Source organism: Paenibacillus psychroresistens (assembly GCF_009728935.1).
GTDB classification, from domain to species: Bacteria; Bacillota; Bacilli; order Paenibacillales; family NBRC-103111; genus Paenibacillus_AC; species Paenibacillus_AC psychroresistens.
Map to the genome: position 1 here is coordinate 7,548,024 of NZ_CP034235.1, position 19,972 is coordinate 7,567,995.

Here is a 19,972-nt window from a genome sequence, read left to right on the forward strand (position 1 = left end):
CGCTTAGTTAAATCATATCTCCGTGATGCTTGATCTTCTCCAGCAAAACGGCTTTTGATGCTTGTAGATGATCTTCAATTCGCTGCAAAATATCCGCTTCATCCCGTTTTTTTAGTGCAGCTACAATACCTTCATGCTCCTTATTGGCTTGAGTTATCATCTCAAAAGAAACAACATGCGTATTAAAGAGAATATGACGATAATTCATTAAATTGGTATAGATCTCCGTATTGGTCCGATTATTCCCCATCTGAACAAGCTCAAGATGAAAGGCAAAATTATAATCACGCTTTAAATATTCATCCAAGCTCAGCTGTGAAATATTCGCTTCAGCTTGCTGCAGAATCATGTCCAGCTTGCTAATACCTTCCAATAGAAGTGATTCTTGATCTCGAAGGGCATGGCGGAGCGACCAGTATTCCAGCATCATGCGCGAGTCTGTAATCTCCAAAGCTGTCTGGTGATCTATCCCCTTAACAAAGGTGCCTATTTTAGAAATAGTTACAACCAATCCATCTTTCTCCAAACGATTTAAAGCGTCGCGGATCGGTGTCCGGCTGATGCCTAATTTTTCTGAAATTTCTGGGATGGAGATTTTATGGTTGGGTGCAAACTGCCGCCGGATGATGCTTTCTTTCAGAAGATGGTAGGTTTTATCCCAGAGATTGGAGTTATCCAGCTTTTCGTATTCCATTTGTTGGTTCCTTTCGGTTGGATGGATCTTGTATACAACAACTATAGCGATGATCCAATTCTTTTGTCAACCTACTCCCTCTTTCAGCTGCCGAGCCTGATTTAGAGCGGCCTCGACGCTTTACATCCATCGATTCGGCTGCCGAGCCTGATTTAAAGCGGCCCCGACGCTTTACATCAGGCATTTCGGCTGCCGGGCTTGATTTAAAGCGGCCCCGACGCTTTACATCAGGCATTTCGGCTGCCGGGCTTGATTTAAAGCGGCCCCGACGCTTTACATCAGGCATTTCGGCTGCCGCGCTTGATTTAAAGCGGCCCCGACGCTTTACATCAGGCATTTCGGCTGCCGCGCTTGATTTAAAGCGGCCCCGACGCTTTACATCAGGCATTTCGGCTGCCGCGCTTGATTTAAAGCGGCCCCGACGCTTTACATCAGGCATTTCGGCTGCCGGGCTTGATTTAAAGCGGCCCCGACGCTTTACATCAGGCATTTCGGCTGCCGGGCTTGATTTAAAGCGGCCCCGACGCTTTACATCAGGCATTTCGGCTGCCGGGCTTGATTTAAAGCGGCCCCGACGCTTTACATCAGGCATTTCGGCTGCCGGGCTTGATTTAAAGCGGCCCCGACGCTTTACATCAGGCATTTCGGCTGCCGGGCTTGATTTAAAGCGGCCCCGACGCTTTACATCAGGCATTTCGGCTGCCGCGCTTGATTTAAAGCGGCCCCGACGCTTTACATCAGGCATTTCGGCTGCCGCGCTTGATTTAAAGCGGCCCCGACGCTTTACATCAGGCATTTCGGCTGCCGGGCTTGATTTAAAGCGGCCCCGACGCTTTACATCAGGCATTTCGGCTGCCGGGCTTGATTTAAAGCGGCCCCGACGCTTTACATCAGGCATTTCGGCTGCCGCGCTTGATTTAAAGCGGCCCCGACGCTTTACATCAGGCATTTCGGCTGCCGCGCTTGATTTAAAGCGGCCCCGACGCTTTACATCAGGCATTTCGGCTGCCGCGCTTGATTTAAAGCGGCCCCGACGCTTTACATCAGGCATTTCGGCTGCCGCGCTTGATTTAAAGCGGCCCCGACGCTTTACATCAGGCATTTCGGCTGCCGCGCTTGATTTAAAGCGGCCCCGACGCTTTACATCAGGCATTTCGGCTGCCGCGCTTGATTTAAAGCGGCCCCGACGCTTTACATCAGGCATTTCGGCTGCCGCGCTTGATTTAAAGCGGCCCCGACGCTTTACATCTAGCATTTCGGCTGCCGGGCTTGATTTAAAGCGGCCCCGACGCTTTACATCAGGCATTTCGGCTGCCGGGCTTGATTTAAAGCGGCCCCGACGCTTTACATCAGGCATTTCGGCTGCCGGGCTTGATTTAAAGCGGCCCCGACGCTTTACATCAGGCATTTCGGCTGCCGGGCTTGATTTAAAGCGGCCCCGACGCTTTACATCAGGCATTTCGGCTGCCGGGCTTGATTTAAAGCGGCCCCGACGCTTTACATCAGGCATTTCGGCTGCCGGGCTTGATTTAAAGCGGCCCCGACGCTTTACATCAGGCATTTCGGCTGCCGGGCTTGATTTAAAGCGGCCCCGACGCTTTACATCCACTCTGAACCGAATAAGGCCACTTCATCGCACTATAACTCGGTTTACCGCAGCTGAACTTTCTTCCCCTTCGATGAGCTTTCCAAAGCACCAAAAACCATTTGGATGCTTTTGATATTATCAGCACAATCTGTTTCGGCTTTGCGCTGCTCTTGAAGTGCGGTGAACATTTCATCCAAGCAGGCGAAATGTGCATCGCTGCGCATAAACAGAAGCTCAGGCTCGAATCGATCAAACTCGTTCTCAAACACAGGTCCAGCTGCTGGCTTTATCAGCTCATAATAAGGTGCGGCAGGTCCTTCCCAAATCGCTGTTCCCTTTGATCCAGAGACTCTCCATTTGGAAGCCCATGAGGTAGGTGCTCCTTCCGAACTCCAAGAGCCGCGATAATTGAAAATCGATCCATCCGACATTTCAAAAATACAAACTGCAGCCGCGTTACCTGAAAATTTGGAGCCGGGAGGGTTAAACTCCTGGCAATAAACAGATACGGGATCTGCTCCGCTGATAAAACGCGCCTGATCAAAGGTATGAATCGCCATATCCAGAATCAAAGGGCTTTTCATCGCTTCACGAAATCCGCCAAAATGCGGGCCAACAAAAAAATCAGCATTTATGAAGCCAAGATCACCAATATGCTTATCCTTTATAATGGAGCGGAATGCTCGAACCCCCGAATTGAACCGATGATTCTGCATCACCGCATAGAATCTCCCTGATTCATCGGCAGCGGAAACCATAGCTTTAGCTTCTTCCGCAGATGCACCCATCGGCTTTTCGCCCATAACATCGCAGCCTGCCTTGAATGCAGCTAATGTAACTGAAAGATGCGCCTCCGGTATGGTAATATCAAACACCAGATTAGCTCCAGTAGCTTGAATAGCCTGCGCAACATCCACAAAGCACGGAACCTGGAGACCATGCTTCTCCGCCAATCTACGTGCATGTTCCTCGCTGATATCTACTAGTCCTACTATCTCGCAATCCTCTGGGCGCTGCAACGCATATTCGACCCAAGCTCGAGCCATTCCGCCGCAGCCAACGACAATAATTTTATGCTTAGCCATATTAAAAACCCTCCGGGTTAGGAATGAACCGTCCGCCCTGGCAATTTTTCAGATAGTTTAACGCATGGACCTGGCCTGTCATTTCAAGATCATTTCCGTAAACCCAGTCATGAAAGCCTTCAATATCAATCGTTCCTGTATAATTACTCAGCTGGAGAATCGTAATAATATCCGACCAATTGCTGTCCCCAAAGCCTGGAGTTCGATGCCAAGCAAATTCCTTAGGGCCATGAACGCCATATTCCTTCACAATGTCCCAAGCAATTGTCGCATCCTTGCCATGTACACTGAATATCTTCGGTGCCCATTTGCGGAGCTGAGGAATCGGGTCGATCAAGCTCAGCATCTGATGGCAAGGCTCCCATTGCAGACCGATATTCTCCACAGGCAAAGCATTAAACATCATTTCCCAAGCGGTTGGATTATGCGCGATATTCCAATCCCCTTTATTCCATGTGCCCTCCATATGGCAATTCTCAAAAACAAGCCGGATTCCACGATCCTCCGCTCGCTTGGCTAAAGGTGCGAATACCTCAGCAAATCGTTTCATGGACTGATCAATCGGGCAGTCGGGAAGCCGTCCAGTAAAACCGCCAACCAGATTCGCTCCGAATAAATGGGCATGATCAATTAGCCGCTCCCAGCTAGCCAAAGTATCTGCATTGCTGCCATCTGCGGTTAAGGGATTTCCGAATACGCCAATCGAGCTGATCACTGCACCGTGCTCATCAACAACCTCCCTTACCTGCTTAGCCATCTCAGCGAGATCAACATTTCCCGTTGTTTGCCAAAAATTAAGTTCAAATGCTTCAAAGCCATGATGAATAATTTGAGGGATTACTTTAGCTGCCGTTTCACCGTTCAGACAAGTGCCAATACGGATTTGCTTCACGTCCAACCATCTCCTAATTATTATGTAGAATATAAGAATTGTTTCTAGTATAATGTATACAACATACAATTGGAAGTTAAATCTCCACAAATAAAGGAGTCTAAATCATGAAAACTTTACCCTATCTCCATAAAACCGGCAACCTTACAACGCTTTATGTCGATGAAGCACCTTATGTAGCTTTAGCTGGGGAAATTCACAACTCGAGCTCCTCCAATTTAACTTATATGAGAGATAAGGTTTGGCCGCAGCTGCGAGGCTTGCATTTAAACACGGTAATTGCACCTGTTTTTTGGGAGCTTGTTGAGCCTGCTCCAGGAGAGTTTGACTTTACATTGGTTACAGGCTTAATTGAACAAGCCAGAGTAGAGAATGTACGACTGGTTTTGCTGTGGTTTGGCCTCTGGAAAAATGGATTATCGACTTATGTACCTGGGTGGGTTAAGAAGGATTACACGACTTACTTTAAAGCACGTTTTGCGGGGAATACAGCTTCGGAAAGCATTTCACCTTTTTGCGAAGCTGCTGTTCAAGCGGATGCTAATGCCTTTCAACAGCTGATGTACCACCTGAAGAAGATAGATGAAAATCAACATACCGTCATTATGGTACAAGTAGAGAATGAAATTGGTTTTCTAGATAGTGAACGCGATTTTTCGGAAGCTGCAAATCAAGAATTCATTAAACTAGTTCCTGCAAATATAGCTGAAGCCTTCGGAAAAACAGGTACATGGAGCGACGTGTTTGGCGAAGATGCAAGTGAATATTTCATGGCTTACCACTATGCCACTGCGGTTGAACTAATCACAAAGGCGGGAACGGAAGCTTATGCGCTGCCAATGTTCGTCAACGCATGGCTGGAGCAGTTTCCAGAGAGGGCAGGATCTTACCCTAGCGGTGGACCTATCGCCAAAGTCATGAAGATGTGGCAGCTAGCCGCTCCAACTATATGCCTCTACGCTCCAGATATTTATCTTCCGTCTTTTAAGGAAATTTGTGAAGAGTATACACAGGATGGAAATCCTTTGTTTATCCCAGAAGCCCGCAGGGATTTAGTGTCGGCGACCAATGTTTTCTATGCCATCGGCAAGCACAATGCGCTTTGCTTCTCTCCGTTTGGAATCGAGGATTTCCTTGCCGATCCCCAAGATGAAGCAGTCGATTTGAGCATACTGACAGCTTTGAATATTGAGCAATCCGGGTTTATTCTTAATGGGACCGGCCCTTATCTGGCTCAGAGCTATAAGCTGTTAAGTAGTATGATGGGAATTATTCATCGTTATCGCGGAACAGGTAAAATGACTGGGTTTTTACAGAGTAGAGATAAAGGCTGCTTGCTGGCTTTTACCAAATATGACCTGAAAATCACCTACTTGCCCGCCGAGGAAGGCAAACCAATCGGCGGTGGTCTTATCATTGAAACCTCTGAAAACGAGTTTATTCTAGCAGGTATTGGATTCTCAGCAGACTTTCTGCCGAAGCGCGGTGAACAGCTTCAAGTAGGATACGTACGGATTGAGGAAGGCAGCTTTGATCAAGAGGCTTGGACAAGGGGCCGTGTGCTAAATGGTGACGAAGGTGCTTATGGCGGGATCAAAATAGGAAGAAACCCCCATGCGCTTTGCGTGGAGGTCTATAAATATTTCTAAATTTAACCCGTTTCTTTATTAGCTGTTGTTCTGGAAGGCGGGTATCCGTAATATTTCTTAAACAGCTTGCTAAAGTGATAGGCATCGTCATAACCCACACTTCTCGCAACTTCCTTAATCGATAGCTTGCCATGCTTTAACAGCTCATTCGCGCGAGCCAGCCGAAGCTTTATTAAGTAATTGATCGGTGAATCGCCGGTTTCATCCTTGAATATTTTAGAAATATAAGCTGGACTGATATACATCGATTGGGAGATTTTACTTAGCGTGATATCTTCCATATAGTGAATTTGCATATATTTCATAATGACATTGGCAATATCTTGTTTTTCGCGTTCTTCAAAAGTAAGTAAAAGGTCACGATTAAGCGTCGCTTCCTTGTTCAATTCGCGTATGATCAGAATAATTAATTTCATCAGCAGCGCCATCAGCACGACCTCATAGCCACAATCTCCGGTTTCCTTCTCCTTGAGCATTTCTCTGCAGGTTTGAAAGAACTCTTCCTTGTGCCTATCCAGCTTAATTATGGAAGAATGACTTGGAAATGTGTCCCTTGGATAACCTTCAAAAATAATATTCTGAAAGCCAATATGCAATTGCTTATTTGTGGTGTTTTTTTCAGTCGTTTCATAATGCTCTATACCTGGATTAAAGAGAAGAATATCCCCTTCCTCCAAGTTATAAAAAGTTCCATTTATGTTATAAAGGACAGAGCCCTCGAGAATCACACTGATTTCCAGATAATCATGCTTATGATTGGAGCACACTCTCTCTGTTAAGGTTTCATGGTAATAGACATAGTAAATTTCCGGATTTAAGGTGCTAGTATTTAATTGCAGTTGTCCCATTTCACCCTATAGCTCCTCTAAGTATTTTTATTAAAATATACATCAAACCACGAGTATTGTACATTTCTTCTGTACGATATTTCCCTCATAATGAGTTGCTAGAGAGATAACTACAGGGGTGAGTCAGATGAATAATATGCAGTGGGTTTGGAGTTACATCCGAAATTTAAAATTAAGCCTTTTTACGGCGATGTTTTTAGTTGTTGTCGGGTCTGTCATTAGTATGTTCTATCCTTTATTGGCAGGCAGGCTGGTGGATGATGTCATTAATAAGGGTCATTCCGAATTGCTGCTCCCGCTTCTAGGGACGATGATTGGACTTATGTTTCTCAAATCGCTTATCAGGTATGTCTATCAAATGTTATGCGAAAAGGTATCACAGCAAGCCTTATTTAATTTAAGAGAAGAACTATACAAAAAACTGCTTAGCCTGGATTTTGACTTCTTCAACAATACGCGTGTTGGCGATATTATGGCAAGAATGACAGGCGATATTGAAGCCTTTCGTCATTTCTTAGCTTTTGTAGTTTATAACATAGTGGAGAATATGACTCTGCTGCTCTTCGCTATTTATATGATGATGCAAATCAATGTACCTATAACGCTAATTCTAGTCGTCATTACTTTTTTTATTGGCATAGTTACCTTTAGAATGTCGCGTGAGGTTAAGCCGATGTTTTACGAAATTCGTCAAAGCTTCTCACGCCTGAATTCAGTGGTTCAGGAGAATATTAGCGGGAATCGTGTGGTTAAAGCTTTTGCCCGTGAGGATTTTGAAATTGAGAAGTTCACAATCCATAACAAGGATTATAATAAACGCAATATGGATTCAGCCAAGGTGTGGGTCAAATATTTGCCGATTGTCGACTCTTTAACCAGTTTCTTAAAAGTAGCTACCTTGCTTGTTGGCGGGATTTTTGTGATGAAGGGCACCTTTTCGCTTGGTGATTTAATTGTGTTTAACGGCTTCCTCTGGATGCTGGATGGTCCGATGCGGATGTCAGGCTGGTTAATTAATGATGTCCAGCGCTTTGTTGCATCCTCTTATAAAATACGCGAGATGCTCGATGCTGAATCCAAGATCACCAATCCTCCGCTGCAAAATGCTAAAAAGCTGCAGGGCTACGTGCGATTTGATCAGGTTTCTTTTCAGTTCGCGGATAGTGATCAGCATGTGCTGAAGAAGGTTTCCTTCGAAGCCAAGCCCGGCCAGACTGTTGCCATTCTTGGAGCAACCGGCTCAGGCAAATCAACCTTGGTCAGCTTAATTAGTCGTTTCTATGATGCCTCCGAGGGAACGTTATTCATTGACCATGAGGACATTCGAAATTTGGAATTAAGAGATCTGCGCAGCAGTATCTCCACGGTTATGCAGGATATTTTTCTATTCTCCGATACGATAGAGGGCAATATTGCTTTTAGTGAACCAAATGCAACATTTTCTCAAGTCGAGTCCATTGCCAGGATTGCCGATGCACATAATTTTATTATGAAATTAAACGAAGGCTACGATACCATTGTCGGCGAGCGTGGTGTTGGCTTATCCGGTGGACAAAAACAGCGTATTTCATTAGCACGTGCTTTGTTGCGTAATGCATCCATCCTAATTCTTGACGACACAACTTCAGCAGTGGATATGGAAACAGAGTTTAAAATCCAACAGGAGCTTAAGAAAATTGGCAGCGATATGACGATTTTCGTTATTGCTCATCGCATTTCTTCCGTGATGGATGCTGACTTAATCTTAATTATGGAGCATGGCGAAGTGATAGAACGTGGCACCCATGAGGAATTAATGAAGCAAGAAGGTTATTACTATAATGTGTTCAGAGAACAGCTTGGTGATTTCAATCAACAAAAGGCGGTGAGCTAAAAATGGCACGTAATAAATTTGATCAAGATGAGATGCTCGATTCGCCATTCCGTTTCAGTGATTTTAAGCGCATTATGGTTTATATCAAACCTTATAAAAAACAAATTCTCTTAACGCTGTCAACCATTCTACTGGCGAATCTAGCGCTGATGCTCGGTCCTTATTTAACCAAAATAGCGATTGATGAAAGTATACCGAATCAGAATTATACGCAGCTTATTATACTTAGCTGTATTTTTCTGTTTACCATTGTTATTACAGGCTTTTGTATGCGATATCGGATTCGAACCATCAATGAGATGGGGCAGAATATTCTGGAAACGATGCGCTTGGATCTGTTCAAGCATCTGCAGAAATTGCCCTTCACCTATTATGATAATCGCCCTCACGGTAAAATTCTTATCCGAGTTGTAAACTACATTAATTCTTTAAGTGATTTGCTATCGAACGGCTTAATCAATCTAATTTCTGATTTGATAAGTTTATTCGTAGCTTTAGGATTCATGTTATTCATTGATTACAAGCTAACCTTGTACAGTCTAGCTTTAATTCCTATTCTTATGTTAGTGGTTTGGGTTATTAAAAATGCACAGCGTAAAGCCTTTCAGCGAGTAAGCAACAAACAATCCAATTTGAATGCTTATATTCACGAGAGTATTGCAGGCATTAAAGTTACGCAATCCTTTGCCCGCGAGGATGAGAATCTCATGATCTTCGATCAAGTAAGCAATGGGTATCGCAGCTCATGGATGACAGCGATGAGGTATCAATTCCTGCTCTGGCCATCTGTTCATAACATCGCCACGATCACAACCTGCTTGGTCTATTATGTAGGCATAAGAGAATTAGGCGTCCATGTTTCAACAGGTGTGCTTATCGCCTTTATTGGCTATATCGGAAACTTCTGGAACCCAATTATTAACATCGGTACCTTTTATAACTCTTTAATCACAGGAACCGCTTATTTAGAACGAATATTTGAAACACTTGATGAAAAGCCTGACGTAATAGATAAGACGGACGCTTATGTATTGCCGAATATTAAAGGTGAAGTGACATTTAAAAATGTATATTTTCGCTACAATTCAGAAAGAGAAGTTCTCAAAGGGATTGACTTTACGGTCCAGCCTGGAGAATCCATTGCTTTAGTCGGCCCTACAGGGGCAGGAAAATCAACCATTATTAGTTTGCTCAGCCGCTTCTATAACATTAATGAAGGTGAAGCTAAGATTGACGGCCACAACATTGCGGATGTTACCCTGCAATCTCTGCGAGCTCAAATGGGAGTTATGCTCCAGGATACCTTTATCTTCTCGGGTACCATTATGGATAATATTCGGTATGGTCGTTTGGATGCAACAGATGAAGAAATTATTGAGGCATCCAAATCAGTTAAAGCTCATGACTTTATCGCCCCGCTGAAAGATGGCTACTACACCGAAGTTAAAGAGCGCGGAAGCACACTATCGGCTGGACAACGTCAGTTAATTTCTTTTGCCCGAGCTTTGCTAGCCAATCCCAAAATACTGATTCTCGATGAAGCCACCTCCAGCATTGATACCAATACTGAAATTGCACTGCAAATCGGTCTAAACAAGCTCCTGCAAGGCCGGACTTCCTTTATTATCGCCCATCGTTTATCAACGATTAAGAATGCGAACCGCATCTTTTATATTGATCAAGGCATTATTCAGGAGCAAGGCAATCATGAGCAATTATTGGAATTAAAGGGCTTGTATTATACTTTATACCATTCTCAATTCACTTTTCTAAAAGCGAATTAGTCCCCAAGCGCATAGAAGCCCTACCTCAATGTCGATGTCGAGGCAGGGCTTCTTGATGCTTTTAGTCAGCTAACTCAAGGCACGGTGATTGAATAATCGTCAAACCAAGCCGTTCCAGTCCCGTTCGCAATCGCTCTAATAAAAATCTTAGTTGTATTGGCGTTAGTTGTCCAGCTTCGCGTAGCCTGTGTCCAGCCATTGGTGCCTGTTTTATAGGTGCTTTCCCAATAAGTGCCTGCAATTTCTACCCCAGCAGCATTCAGCTCCTGCACGGCAAAATATACGCCAGTACCCGTGAAGCTTGTCGTCTTTAACCATGCGCTAAGCGTTGCGGCAGTATTACCGCCAATAACAATATTGTTCTCGGTAAAATTGGCAGCGACCATACTTGTTCCGTTTATTTTGGCCGAATGCGTACCTCCATGTGCGAAATCCGTAGCCCAAGTAAAAGTTGGTGTTCCTCCCCAGCTTATAGTTGCCCAGCTATTAGCATTAATTGGATTTAATTCATAGGTGCCATTAACTACCTTCTCGTTAGGAGCTGGGGTTGGCGTCGGTGTAGGGGTCGGTGTTGGTGTAGGGGTCGGTGTGGCTGATGTAGTATAACTCACAATCAGCTGCGGAGCTTGTGAGCCCTCTCGGGTATCAAACCCATCATCCGTTGTGCCGCTAGTAGAAATAACCGCCAGCTCATAAGTCCCATCGCCACTTAAAACCGATGTGGTTAACGTCGTATCCACAACCTGGCCATCCGATAATTGCCCTCCTGTATAGCTGCCATAAATCGTTGCTCCGGTTGTTGGTTTAGTACTCCAAGTAGCTCCCGTCTCCGTCCAGGCACTCGTTGTCTTCCTGATTTCATAATTGGTATTGCCATTGCCTTCGAGCAAGCTCTCCTTCATGCGGAGCTTAACCGAATTGACTGTTTTGCCGCTTAGGCCTGTCACATTAAAGCGGACATAACTGATTCTCTTGCCACCCGTATCGAATTTGACGCCCATTTTAACACCGGTACCATTGTTTGTAGAAGCTGTTGCCTCATCTACAAAGGTGTCAGCGGTGGAACTGAAGCTCAGAGTACCCGTTGGTGGTGGAGTCGGGGTAGCAGTTGGCGTTGGTGTAGGCGTTCCTGTAGGTGTAGACGTTGGTGTCGGAGTTGGCGTTGGAGATGAGCTTGGGCCATATACCTCCAATTCCCATATCGAATACAAACCATTCGGACCTGCGGTGCTGTATACCCTGACATATCTGCCGCTGCCAGTCACATTCAAAGTATTGATGCCTCCAGTTCCTGTAGTGGTCGAGTAAATATCCGACCAATTACTGGCATCATTAGAGGTCTGAATCTTAAAGCTGCTTGCATAAGAGGCTTCCCAGTTTACTTTCACTTGGTTGATCGAATAACTCTGGCCCAAATCCGCATATATCCATTGGATTCCATTTGTTGTTGAGCCCCAACGTGATGAGGTATTCCCATCTACTATATTGGATGCTGGCAGGCCGCTAACTGCAGAGGAAGCTGTCACTGGCTTATTGAAAGCCAAATTGGTAGTACTTATTGGATCAAATGGGTAATCCAAAGTCGTTGATCTAGCTGGAACGGCTACCGTGAGACCTTTCCATTGCTTCCAGGTTGCTGCCATATCTCTTGGATTGGTAAATTTAACAACACGCCCGGCTGGTGGATTATTAGCAATTGCATCCATTGCCGTTTTAATCCCCGAAACAGCATTATAAACATCATTGCCCCAGCCGCCGCCTGTTTTGATTAACAAAAAAATTGGCGCACTTGGACTGGTGCTGTTAATTGCATTCCGGATTTGCGTTTCAAAATTCACTGGATTCTGTACAATAGAGGTGACTATGACATTGGACCCCGGTATTTGCCGGATTGCAGATGGAGATGAGCCGTCCCCACCCCATCCATATATAGACATATAGGGATCTATATAAGTGGATAGATCATCCTGACCTGTATTTATATTAAATTGATTGTAGACAAGAAAATGATTCTTGGCTGCGTCATAATAATATTTAAGCAGCCGTTTATAGAAGGTTCTGCCCTGGGGATCAGTTGGGGCACCTCCATCATTGAGCGTAGTTGAAATGGATAGCTTGCTATTCTGCTTCTGGAAAAAGTATTTCATTAAAGGCGGATTCAAATCCATATATAACGGATTAATATGCAGCCCAAAATTCACATTATTCAGATTAGCCTGATTATTCTTAAAAATGCCAATATCCTGATTCTGCGTCAACCCCGGGACATCTCCATCTCCGGAGAGGAAGGAAACATAAACACCATTACTTAATACCGGCAAAGGGCTTGGAGTAGGTGCAATAGGCAAAGTGCTCATATCCAAGGTGAACGAGCTAGTCGCTGATGTGTTTCCGATTTGGGTATTGGTTGTTGTTGATCCCAAGGCATGAAAGTCCTCTTCATTTCCCACAACATCGCCTAGCAGCATAGTTCCTTTGGGATAATTGGATAACAAATCCATCATCCGGCTGTATTGGGAAGGGATACTTGGATTCAGGACCGTTACAAACGCGCGATTAGCGGTATAGTAATCATGAAACGAAGGTGAATATACCCATTCAAACATAAGGGAGCCAATGAATTTACGGGAGGTTTCCGGTTTAAAATAGTTCGCTTTAGCCCAGTCATAGGCGGCTTCATTGGTCGTTAAACCACGGGTATCTGCTTTTAATGTGAAATTATAGCCTTGGCCAGTGATATAAGTATCAATAGCTGCTGAAACAGGAATAGCATCTTCTATGCCGCTCGCAGTGATGGCTGCTGCAATGGCAGCACTCTCGGGAAGATAGGCAATAATATCGCCTGTATTAACAGTGGCAAGAGATTGTCCTGCTGTAGCCGGATAAATTACTTTACCTTTTAAATAGGATGAATAGTGAGCTAACAGGTAACTAAGCACCGGATAGGTTTTTGTATTATCTAATACAGGTGTTGTTGTAGTGACCGGAAATAAACCTAAATCAAGCATCCACTGGTTCTCATCATTAAAGGTGCTGTTCCCTTTCCATGAGTCTGGATAGTAGGTAGGCTCATTAAGAAAATAAATTTTAGTTGGGCTTGTACGATTGACTATTCCTTGAATAGCGGTAAGTGAAATTAACACATCCTCATAAATAGTTTGCCTGCCATCCGAGTTATCTGGAGGCATAATATCTTTAGTTAAATCGAAAACAACTAGCCCAGTTGTTGGAGTTGATGCCGGTAATACAGGAATATAAGCCGCTTGAGCGCTTAATGTAGTTGCTAAAGCCATGATACCTGCCAAGCAAATTACAAAGCCTTTAATAAAACGATTCCTAAACATAAATATTCCTCCTTGTTATTTTGGGTTTTGGATAAAGTTATAGCTGAATGGGTTACGCTACCTCCTGACGATTTAACTGCCCCATAATGTTAAAGCAACACATGGGGCAGCAGGTTATTGTCGTTTTGTTATTTTTTTAACGAAGCCGCATAAACGTCCAGCTGCTTCTGATATTCGGCAATGACTTTATCGATTCCAGCCGTTTTCAGCTTTGCCAAAGCACCTTTGATGCCTTTGTCGTAATCCGTAACACCATCATAAATTGGCATAATGTCAGAGGTATATACGGCTTGCACATTGGCCATTTCCGCTTTTACTGCGCTTGAATCGAAGAAGAAGGATGCAGTATAGAAGGTTTGAGCATTGGCATCTGACACATACATTGCCTTATTGGCAGTAAGATCCTTCGCATCAGTACGAATGTAATTCAGATTGCCGACCATCCATTCTTCCTGGGTGTACAGCGTCTGATTCTGATCATTCATAATGTATTCTATACCGTTGTCTCCCACCTTCTTATAGGTTTTCCCTTCTATTCCATACATGAACAAATCATAGTTATCCTTATTGGTGTAAAGCCAGTTCAGAAACTTGACTGCAGCTTCGGGATGCTTGCTATTGGCAGCTACAGCATTAACATTCTTTGCATTCAACATCCGATAATTAGGCTTCTCTGGGTTTAAGCGCTGTACGGTAATATCTTCATCCTTCAAATCCGGGAAAAACTTGACTAGTGCATCCTTACTGCCTGGTGAACCAAATGCGAAGGTCCAAAATGCCGTAAACTGATCATTCTTCATGACTAAGATGTCGGGATTAGTCAGCTTTTTCTGATAAGCTGTACGGAAGAAAGCAGCATCCTGTTTAAATTCAGGCGAATCCGCCCAGTTTTTCACCTTGCCGTCTTGACCGATAAAAGCTACTTTGTCTTTCACAGCAAACGGATAAGAATCATAAGCACGGTGAAGCACTTCGGAAGCATCTCGCAAGCCTCCAATAATCGGTAAATACGGTTTATTGGCGCCTTTTTGTGTAGCCATTACTTTTTCCATAGCATCTAGCATTTCCTGCTGTGTCTTAGGAACCTCTTGAACCCCCGCTTGTTTCAGCAGGATCTTGTTTGCTGTAAACGATCCCTCGAAGGAGGATTCATACCAATAAGCTGGAACCGCATAGGTTTTGCCGTCTCTCTGCACGCCGCTCCATACCGATTCAGGAATCGCTGTTTTTAAGTTCGGACCGTATTTTTCCACTTCAGCCGCAATATCCTTAACGGCACCGCGACCAATATAATTAGAAAGCGAAATCCAGTCATTCATGACATGAAACATATCAAAATCCTCACCCGTTGAAAGCATCAGGTTCAGCTTTTGTTCCCATACGCCATAATCAATACGCGTTTTTTCAACATGGACATTCACTCCGTCTGCGAGAAGCTTTTCATTGACCACTTTCATAACGGCCTCATCTTCCAAAGACGGTGCACCAGGAATGACATACTTCAGATTGATAACTTCCTCTTTCACTGGTGTTGCTGTCGGTTCTGCTGTCGGTTCTGCTGTCGCAGGGGCAACCGTACTGGCAGGCGCTACTGTAGGTGCAATTGTCGGACTCGCTGTGTCCTTCGCAGTTTTGTCCGTATTGCTGCAAGCAGCCAACATAGACAATACCATTACAAATGTTAATCCAATCAATAAAATCTTTTTCAAATAGACCCTCTCCTCAATTATTAATTATATAAACTCTTTCGAGCTTTATATCGCAGATTTTAACACTATTAACCTTTTACCGAGCCAATGATTAGTCCCTTTACAAAATAACGCTGCAAATACGGGTATACAAAAATGATTGGCCCTATTGTAATAATGACCGTAGCCATCTTGGTCGATTCCGTTGGGTTAGTATACTGACTTGCGATTGCTCCTTTAGGGATCATTTTTAGCATCTCCATACTCGACTTGATCTTAAAAAGCACGTACTGGAGAGGATACAGCTTAGAATTGTCCACTAGCATAATGGCGTTAAACCAGTCATTCCAATAAGAGAGCGCATAGAACAGGATGACGGTAGCAAGCACAGGGATACACAGCGGCAGATAAATTCGGAAAGCGATTCTCATATCATTGGCGCCATCGATGTAAGCAGATTCTCGCAATGAACTGGGAAGCGAGTCCATAAAATTACGAATCAGGAACAAGTAAAAAGCGTTAAACATTAACCCCGGAATAATCAGTGCCAAGATATTATCCTTCAAGCCAAGCTTCGTACACATGATATACCAAGGCACAAGCCCACCGCTAAACAGCATGGTAATAAAAAAATATAAATTCAAGCCGCTGCGGTATCTCACATTGGGATTGGAAAGTGTATAAGCTGCCATGGCTGTAATCACCAATGCAACTATTGAACCTACGACAGTTATCGTAATTGTAATCATGTAGCTTCTAACCAGCGTAGCACCATTTGCAAACAGCTTCCTATAGGCTTCAAGAGAGTAATGATCCGGCAAAAATTTATACCCATTGCTGATAATGCTATCCTCGCTTGAGATCGAAACGATGAATGTAAGAACCATAGGCAGTATGCAAGCAATTGAAAACAAGGCGAGAAACAGATAAATAAATACAGCAGGTATATCCCATTTTCGTCTAGTCATATTCACCTTAATACAACGCCCCTTCCCTAAAGAATCTACGTGTAAACCAGTTCGCTAGGAATACAAGGGTGAACCCGACTGTCGACTGAAATAGTCCTACAGCAGCAGCGTTGGCAGGATCTCCCACCTGTCGTAAAGCTCTGAATACATAGGTGTCAATAATATCTGTCGTTGGATATAACACGCCATTGTCACCGATAATCGCATAGATCATGCCAAATTCACCATAGAAAATCTTCCCTAAACTAAGCAACGTAAGAATTGCAATGGTTGGTGCAAGCAGCGGAAGTGTGATACGTGTTGCTTTCTGCCATCTGGATGCCCCGTCCATATCGGCTGATTCATATAAGGATTGATCGATTCCAGCAATGGCTGCCAGATAGATAATGGATGCCAATCCCGCATCCTTCCATACCTTCATCCCGACTAATATCCAAGTCCACGCATCCGGTTTGGTGTACCAATTAATTGTCTCGCCGCCAAAGTAATGAATGATTTGATTGATTATCCCAAAATTCGTTGAGAACAAACCATATATCATATAACTGACAACAACCCAGGATAGAAAGCTCGGAAAAATCATGGTTGTTTGGGCCAGCTTTTGAAATAATTTACTCCTTATTTCATTGAATAATATAGCTATGGATACCGCAAAGAAGGTGCCAAATGCAAGAAACAGCAGATTAAGCTTGACTGTATTGATCGTGATCAGAATGGCATCGCTTGATTTAAAGAAGAAAGCAAAGTTCTCAAAGCCAATCCAATCACTTCCAAATATGCCCTTAACGTAATTAAATTTTTGAAAGGCAATAGCCAGGTACGGATAGGACGCATAAGAGAAAATAAATACATATATGAGCGCTGGCAGAACTAACAGATAAGAAAATCGATTGCGGGATAGCTCCCAAAAAAAGCCTCTTTTCTTCTTACGAACTAGCGGTATGGCCTTAATGTTAATTCCCCCTCGCTTACTTATGTTCACAGTATAGGGTCGCATGAAGCCATCTGTAAATTTCGCAATTCAGTGTTTTGTTTCGGAAATACAGAATAGCTTATTTTTAATAAACATACGGGAAAACAAAAAGAACCTTTAGCCAAAATCAGCTTAAGGTCCAGGTTGTTCTCTATATTGAGAAGGTGTCATGCCGTACTTTTTTTTGAACAATGTTGAGAAATAAGAAACGTTGTAAATCCCAACCTTTTCCCCAATCTGCGCCACAGCCTCGTTTGTTGTTGTCAGCCAGGTTTTGGCTTGCTCCATCCGAATAATGGCTACATAATCATTAAACGAGGAGCCTGTTATACTTTTGAACAGCTTGCCGATATAACCTGCTGATAAGCCCACATGGTCCGAAGCTAGCTCCAATGAAAGACTCGGATCTGCATACTGCTTATGCAAAAATCGTTTCACTTCTTCAATTACCTTCGCGTTTTTGGCAGCCGCTACATCATTCTTATTCTCCTCGATCAACGAAACAATTCGGAAACAGAATGAGGTTAATAACTGCTCCATTTCATCCAAGGTCTCAATGTAATGAATATCATCCATAACCTGGTTAAACTCAATGGGATCCATCGCCCACCATTCCGTTATACTTTCAAACTCACGTATTATGGCATGGAACAAGAAATTCGTATATTGAATGGCCTGTGTATGGCTGCTTCGTGCAAGATAACCACTCCAAATGCTCACTTCATTTTGAATGGATTTCTTATGGCACAGCTTAATGGAGTCAATTAGCTTTCTTTCGTTGGAAGAGGGGTACCTAGTGGTCATCTCTTTTCCCCTGCTAACAGAGGTTGCATCTAGGATAGCTCCATTCCCAGCGAATAACTTTTCCTTCATATACTGCTGGGCACATTGATAAGAACCGTTAATATCCCCAACCGAGTCGCATAAATCTCCTATACTGATGGAAACCGTTATTTTATAGTAAGCGTTTATGGTGTCCTGAATTTCAGCTAGCAGAAAATAAAAATCCTTATCAAAGCTGACTTGATCCGTTTGGATCAGTATGACGGTTTCCTCCTCTTCTACAATGGCAATATCAACCTTAAAGACTTTACTCAGCAACTCCTGAGCGATATTGCTGACGGCAAATCGGAAGAGGCGTCGGTCAAACGCATTATAACGTTCCTTAAGCATACGCAGTCCATCGATCCGGAAAAGCAGCACGGCAAATTGAGGCCCACGCAGACGCTCCAGCCATTCACGCCCCACTTCATAGGCTATTACACCTTTATCTAAATTCCCTTTGATCACATTAAAAATATAGCTATTATTCAGCAGCTCCGTAGAGCGATTTAACGAATTCTGCATGGTTTTGGCCGATTCCAGCGAGCTGGAGAATGCTTCGGACAGCAGCTCATACTCATCGAACCGCAGTAACGGGGGTTTTGCAGCATTTCCATTCTCATTCACTTTATCAACCAATGCCTTTATTGGATTATAGAAATTTCCACTAAACAGCAATGAAAGAGTTAACCCGATAATAAATAATAAAAAGCCAAAAAGCAGCGTCATATTGCGCAGTTGATGAATATTGGAGAGCAGCTGGTCATAAGGGCGTACACTGATAAAGTACCAATTCAAAGCAGATGAATTGACATAAGTGATCAGCATTTGTTTATGATCAATTGACCGCACTAGACTTCCTTGCAGTTTATCACCTTTCAAGATGTCCTGGATATAATCCTGCGAGCTGAAATTATCCATAAAACGGGTTGTGTCAGAATGAGACAGAACAGTTCCTTTGCTATCTACAACAAAGTAATTAGCATCCTTCTGTGAAGCGCTAATGCTCAGCATCGTATTCTGGATAGTGGACTCCTTTAAATCTACGATAATCGCAGAGGTTATAATACCTGCAAACTGCTCTGGTAATATTTTGAAGGTAAGCACATGAAGAGACTCTTTACCTTCCTTCACTTTTTCCTGAGGATACAAGCCTATGTATTGCGTTTGCTTTGCTGCTGCAAATTTCCGGTCAGGCTCATATCCCGCTGTGTCTACATAGGCACCATTCGTAAAGTTGTATAAGCTGATATTAGCAATTAACGGATTTAAGCCATTTACTTTTCCAAGCAGTAAGCTGGCATTGTAGTTAATTAACTTATTCTCCTCATCCGCATATATAAAGGTCATGATCTGATTATCGTTTAACAGCTGAAAGGTAATATCTTGAACTTGTTTATAAACAACATTAGCCGTATAGCTGACCTGGGACAGCATTTCCTTCGAGGACTGTTCGATTTCTTTAACTGCACTAGACGAAAATAGCGTATAAAGTATTGTACACAGCAAAGTGATTGTCACAATCATCAGCAGCAAATAGGATATAACTAATCTGCGATAGATACGATACTGTAGGATCCGTTTAAGAAATGTCATATACAGTCCCCCTTCATCCTATCATACCGCACTAATTCCCCTTATAACACTTTGAAAATTAGCAATGTTTATCGAAAATCCATACTGAAAAGCCCTTTACCAGTCTAAACGCTTGAAAAGGACCTCAAAGCAAGATAGAATTAACCAAATAACAATTACGAGACAAGG

Annotated in this window: 13 protein-coding genes; 3 read left to right on the forward strand and 10 right to left on the reverse strand. The window is 43.4% G+C overall.

Going from position 1 to position 19,972, the window contains the following annotated elements; all coding sequences use genetic code 11:
* Positions 1-7: 7 nt before the first annotated feature.
* The 4 genes from EHS13_RS33900 to EHS13_RS33915 are packed head-to-tail and all read right to left on the reverse strand — an operon-like array spanning position 8 to position 4,259.
* The gene (locus EHS13_RS33900; protein WP_155704640.1) at positions 8-694 is read right to left on the reverse strand and encodes a GntR family transcriptional regulator; all 687 of its coding nucleotides are present in this window, start codon (positions 692-694) and stop codon (positions 8-10) included.
* On the reverse strand, positions 672-2,303 hold the full coding sequence (locus EHS13_RS33905) for a hypothetical protein (RefSeq protein WP_155704641.1): 1,632 nt from the start codon (positions 2,301-2,303) through the stop codon (positions 672-674). The genes EHS13_RS33900 and EHS13_RS33905 overlap by 23 nt, the downstream gene beginning before the upstream one ends.
* Positions 2,304-2,344: 41 nt before the next feature.
* Positions 2,345-3,367: a Gfo/Idh/MocA family protein gene (locus EHS13_RS33910; protein ID WP_155704642.1), complete on the reverse strand. Its 1,023-nt coding sequence runs from the start codon at positions 3,365-3,367 to the stop codon at positions 2,345-2,347.
* Position 3,368: 1 nt separating this feature from the next.
* Entirely contained in the window at positions 3,369-4,259 is an 891-nt protein-coding gene (locus EHS13_RS33915) for a sugar phosphate isomerase/epimerase family protein (protein ID WP_155704643.1), read from the reverse strand.
* A 107-nt stretch (positions 4,260-4,366) separates the two neighbouring features.
* On the opposite strand from EHS13_RS33915, the gene EHS13_RS33920 reads away from it, so the two are divergent.
* Positions 4,367-5,908: a GH35 family beta-galactosidase gene (locus EHS13_RS33920; protein ID WP_155704644.1), complete on the forward strand. Its 1,542-nt coding sequence runs from the start codon at positions 4,367-4,369 to the stop codon at positions 5,906-5,908.
* Between the two features lie 2 nt (positions 5,909-5,910).
* Here the strand turns inward: EHS13_RS33920 and EHS13_RS33925 are convergent, their stop codons facing one another.
* A complete protein-coding gene (locus tag EHS13_RS33925; protein WP_155704645.1) occupies positions 5,911-6,756 on the reverse strand; it encodes an AraC family transcriptional regulator in 846 nt (281 codons plus the stop codon).
* Positions 6,757-6,883: 127 nt separating this feature from the next.
* On the opposite strand from EHS13_RS33925, the gene EHS13_RS33930 reads away from it, so the two are divergent.
* Both EHS13_RS33930 and EHS13_RS33935 read left to right on the forward strand, forming a co-directional pair.
* On the forward strand, positions 6,884-8,629 hold the full coding sequence (locus tag EHS13_RS33930; protein WP_155704646.1) for an ABC transporter ATP-binding protein: 1,746 nt from the start codon (positions 6,884-6,886) through the stop codon (positions 8,627-8,629).
* A 2-nt stretch (positions 8,630-8,631) separates the two neighbouring features.
* Positions 8,632-10,413: an ABC transporter ATP-binding protein gene (locus tag EHS13_RS33935; RefSeq protein ID WP_155704647.1), complete on the forward strand. Its 1,782-nt coding sequence runs from the start codon at positions 8,632-8,634 to the stop codon at positions 10,411-10,413.
* A gap of 74 nt (positions 10,414-10,487) precedes the next feature.
* Here EHS13_RS33935 and EHS13_RS33940 read toward each other — a convergent pair whose 3' ends face one another.
* From EHS13_RS33940 to EHS13_RS33960, 5 genes are all read right to left on the reverse strand, one after another.
* Entirely contained in the window at positions 10,488-13,757 is a 3,270-nt protein-coding gene (locus tag EHS13_RS33940) for a CBM96 family carbohydrate-binding protein (RefSeq protein WP_155704648.1), read from the reverse strand.
* Between the two features lie 128 nt (positions 13,758-13,885).
* Positions 13,886-15,466 (reverse strand): extracellular solute-binding protein, encoded by a 1,581-nt coding sequence (locus EHS13_RS33945; protein WP_155704649.1) that lies wholly within the window; start codon positions 15,464-15,466, stop codon positions 13,886-13,888.
* Positions 15,467-15,534: 68 nt separating this feature from the next.
* Entirely contained in the window at positions 15,535-16,413 is an 879-nt protein-coding gene (locus EHS13_RS33950) for a carbohydrate ABC transporter permease (protein WP_155704650.1), read from the reverse strand.
* A 7-nt stretch (positions 16,414-16,420) separates the two neighbouring features.
* Positions 16,421-17,395, reverse strand: coding sequence for an ABC transporter permease (locus tag EHS13_RS33955; RefSeq protein ID WP_319633405.1), 975 nt, complete (start codon positions 17,393-17,395; stop codon positions 16,421-16,423).
* Between the two features lie 123 nt (positions 17,396-17,518).
* On the reverse strand, positions 17,519-19,804 hold the full coding sequence (locus EHS13_RS33960; protein WP_155704652.1) for a helix-turn-helix domain-containing protein: 2,286 nt from the start codon (positions 19,802-19,804) through the stop codon (positions 17,519-17,521).
* Positions 19,805-19,972 lie beyond the last annotated feature (168 nt).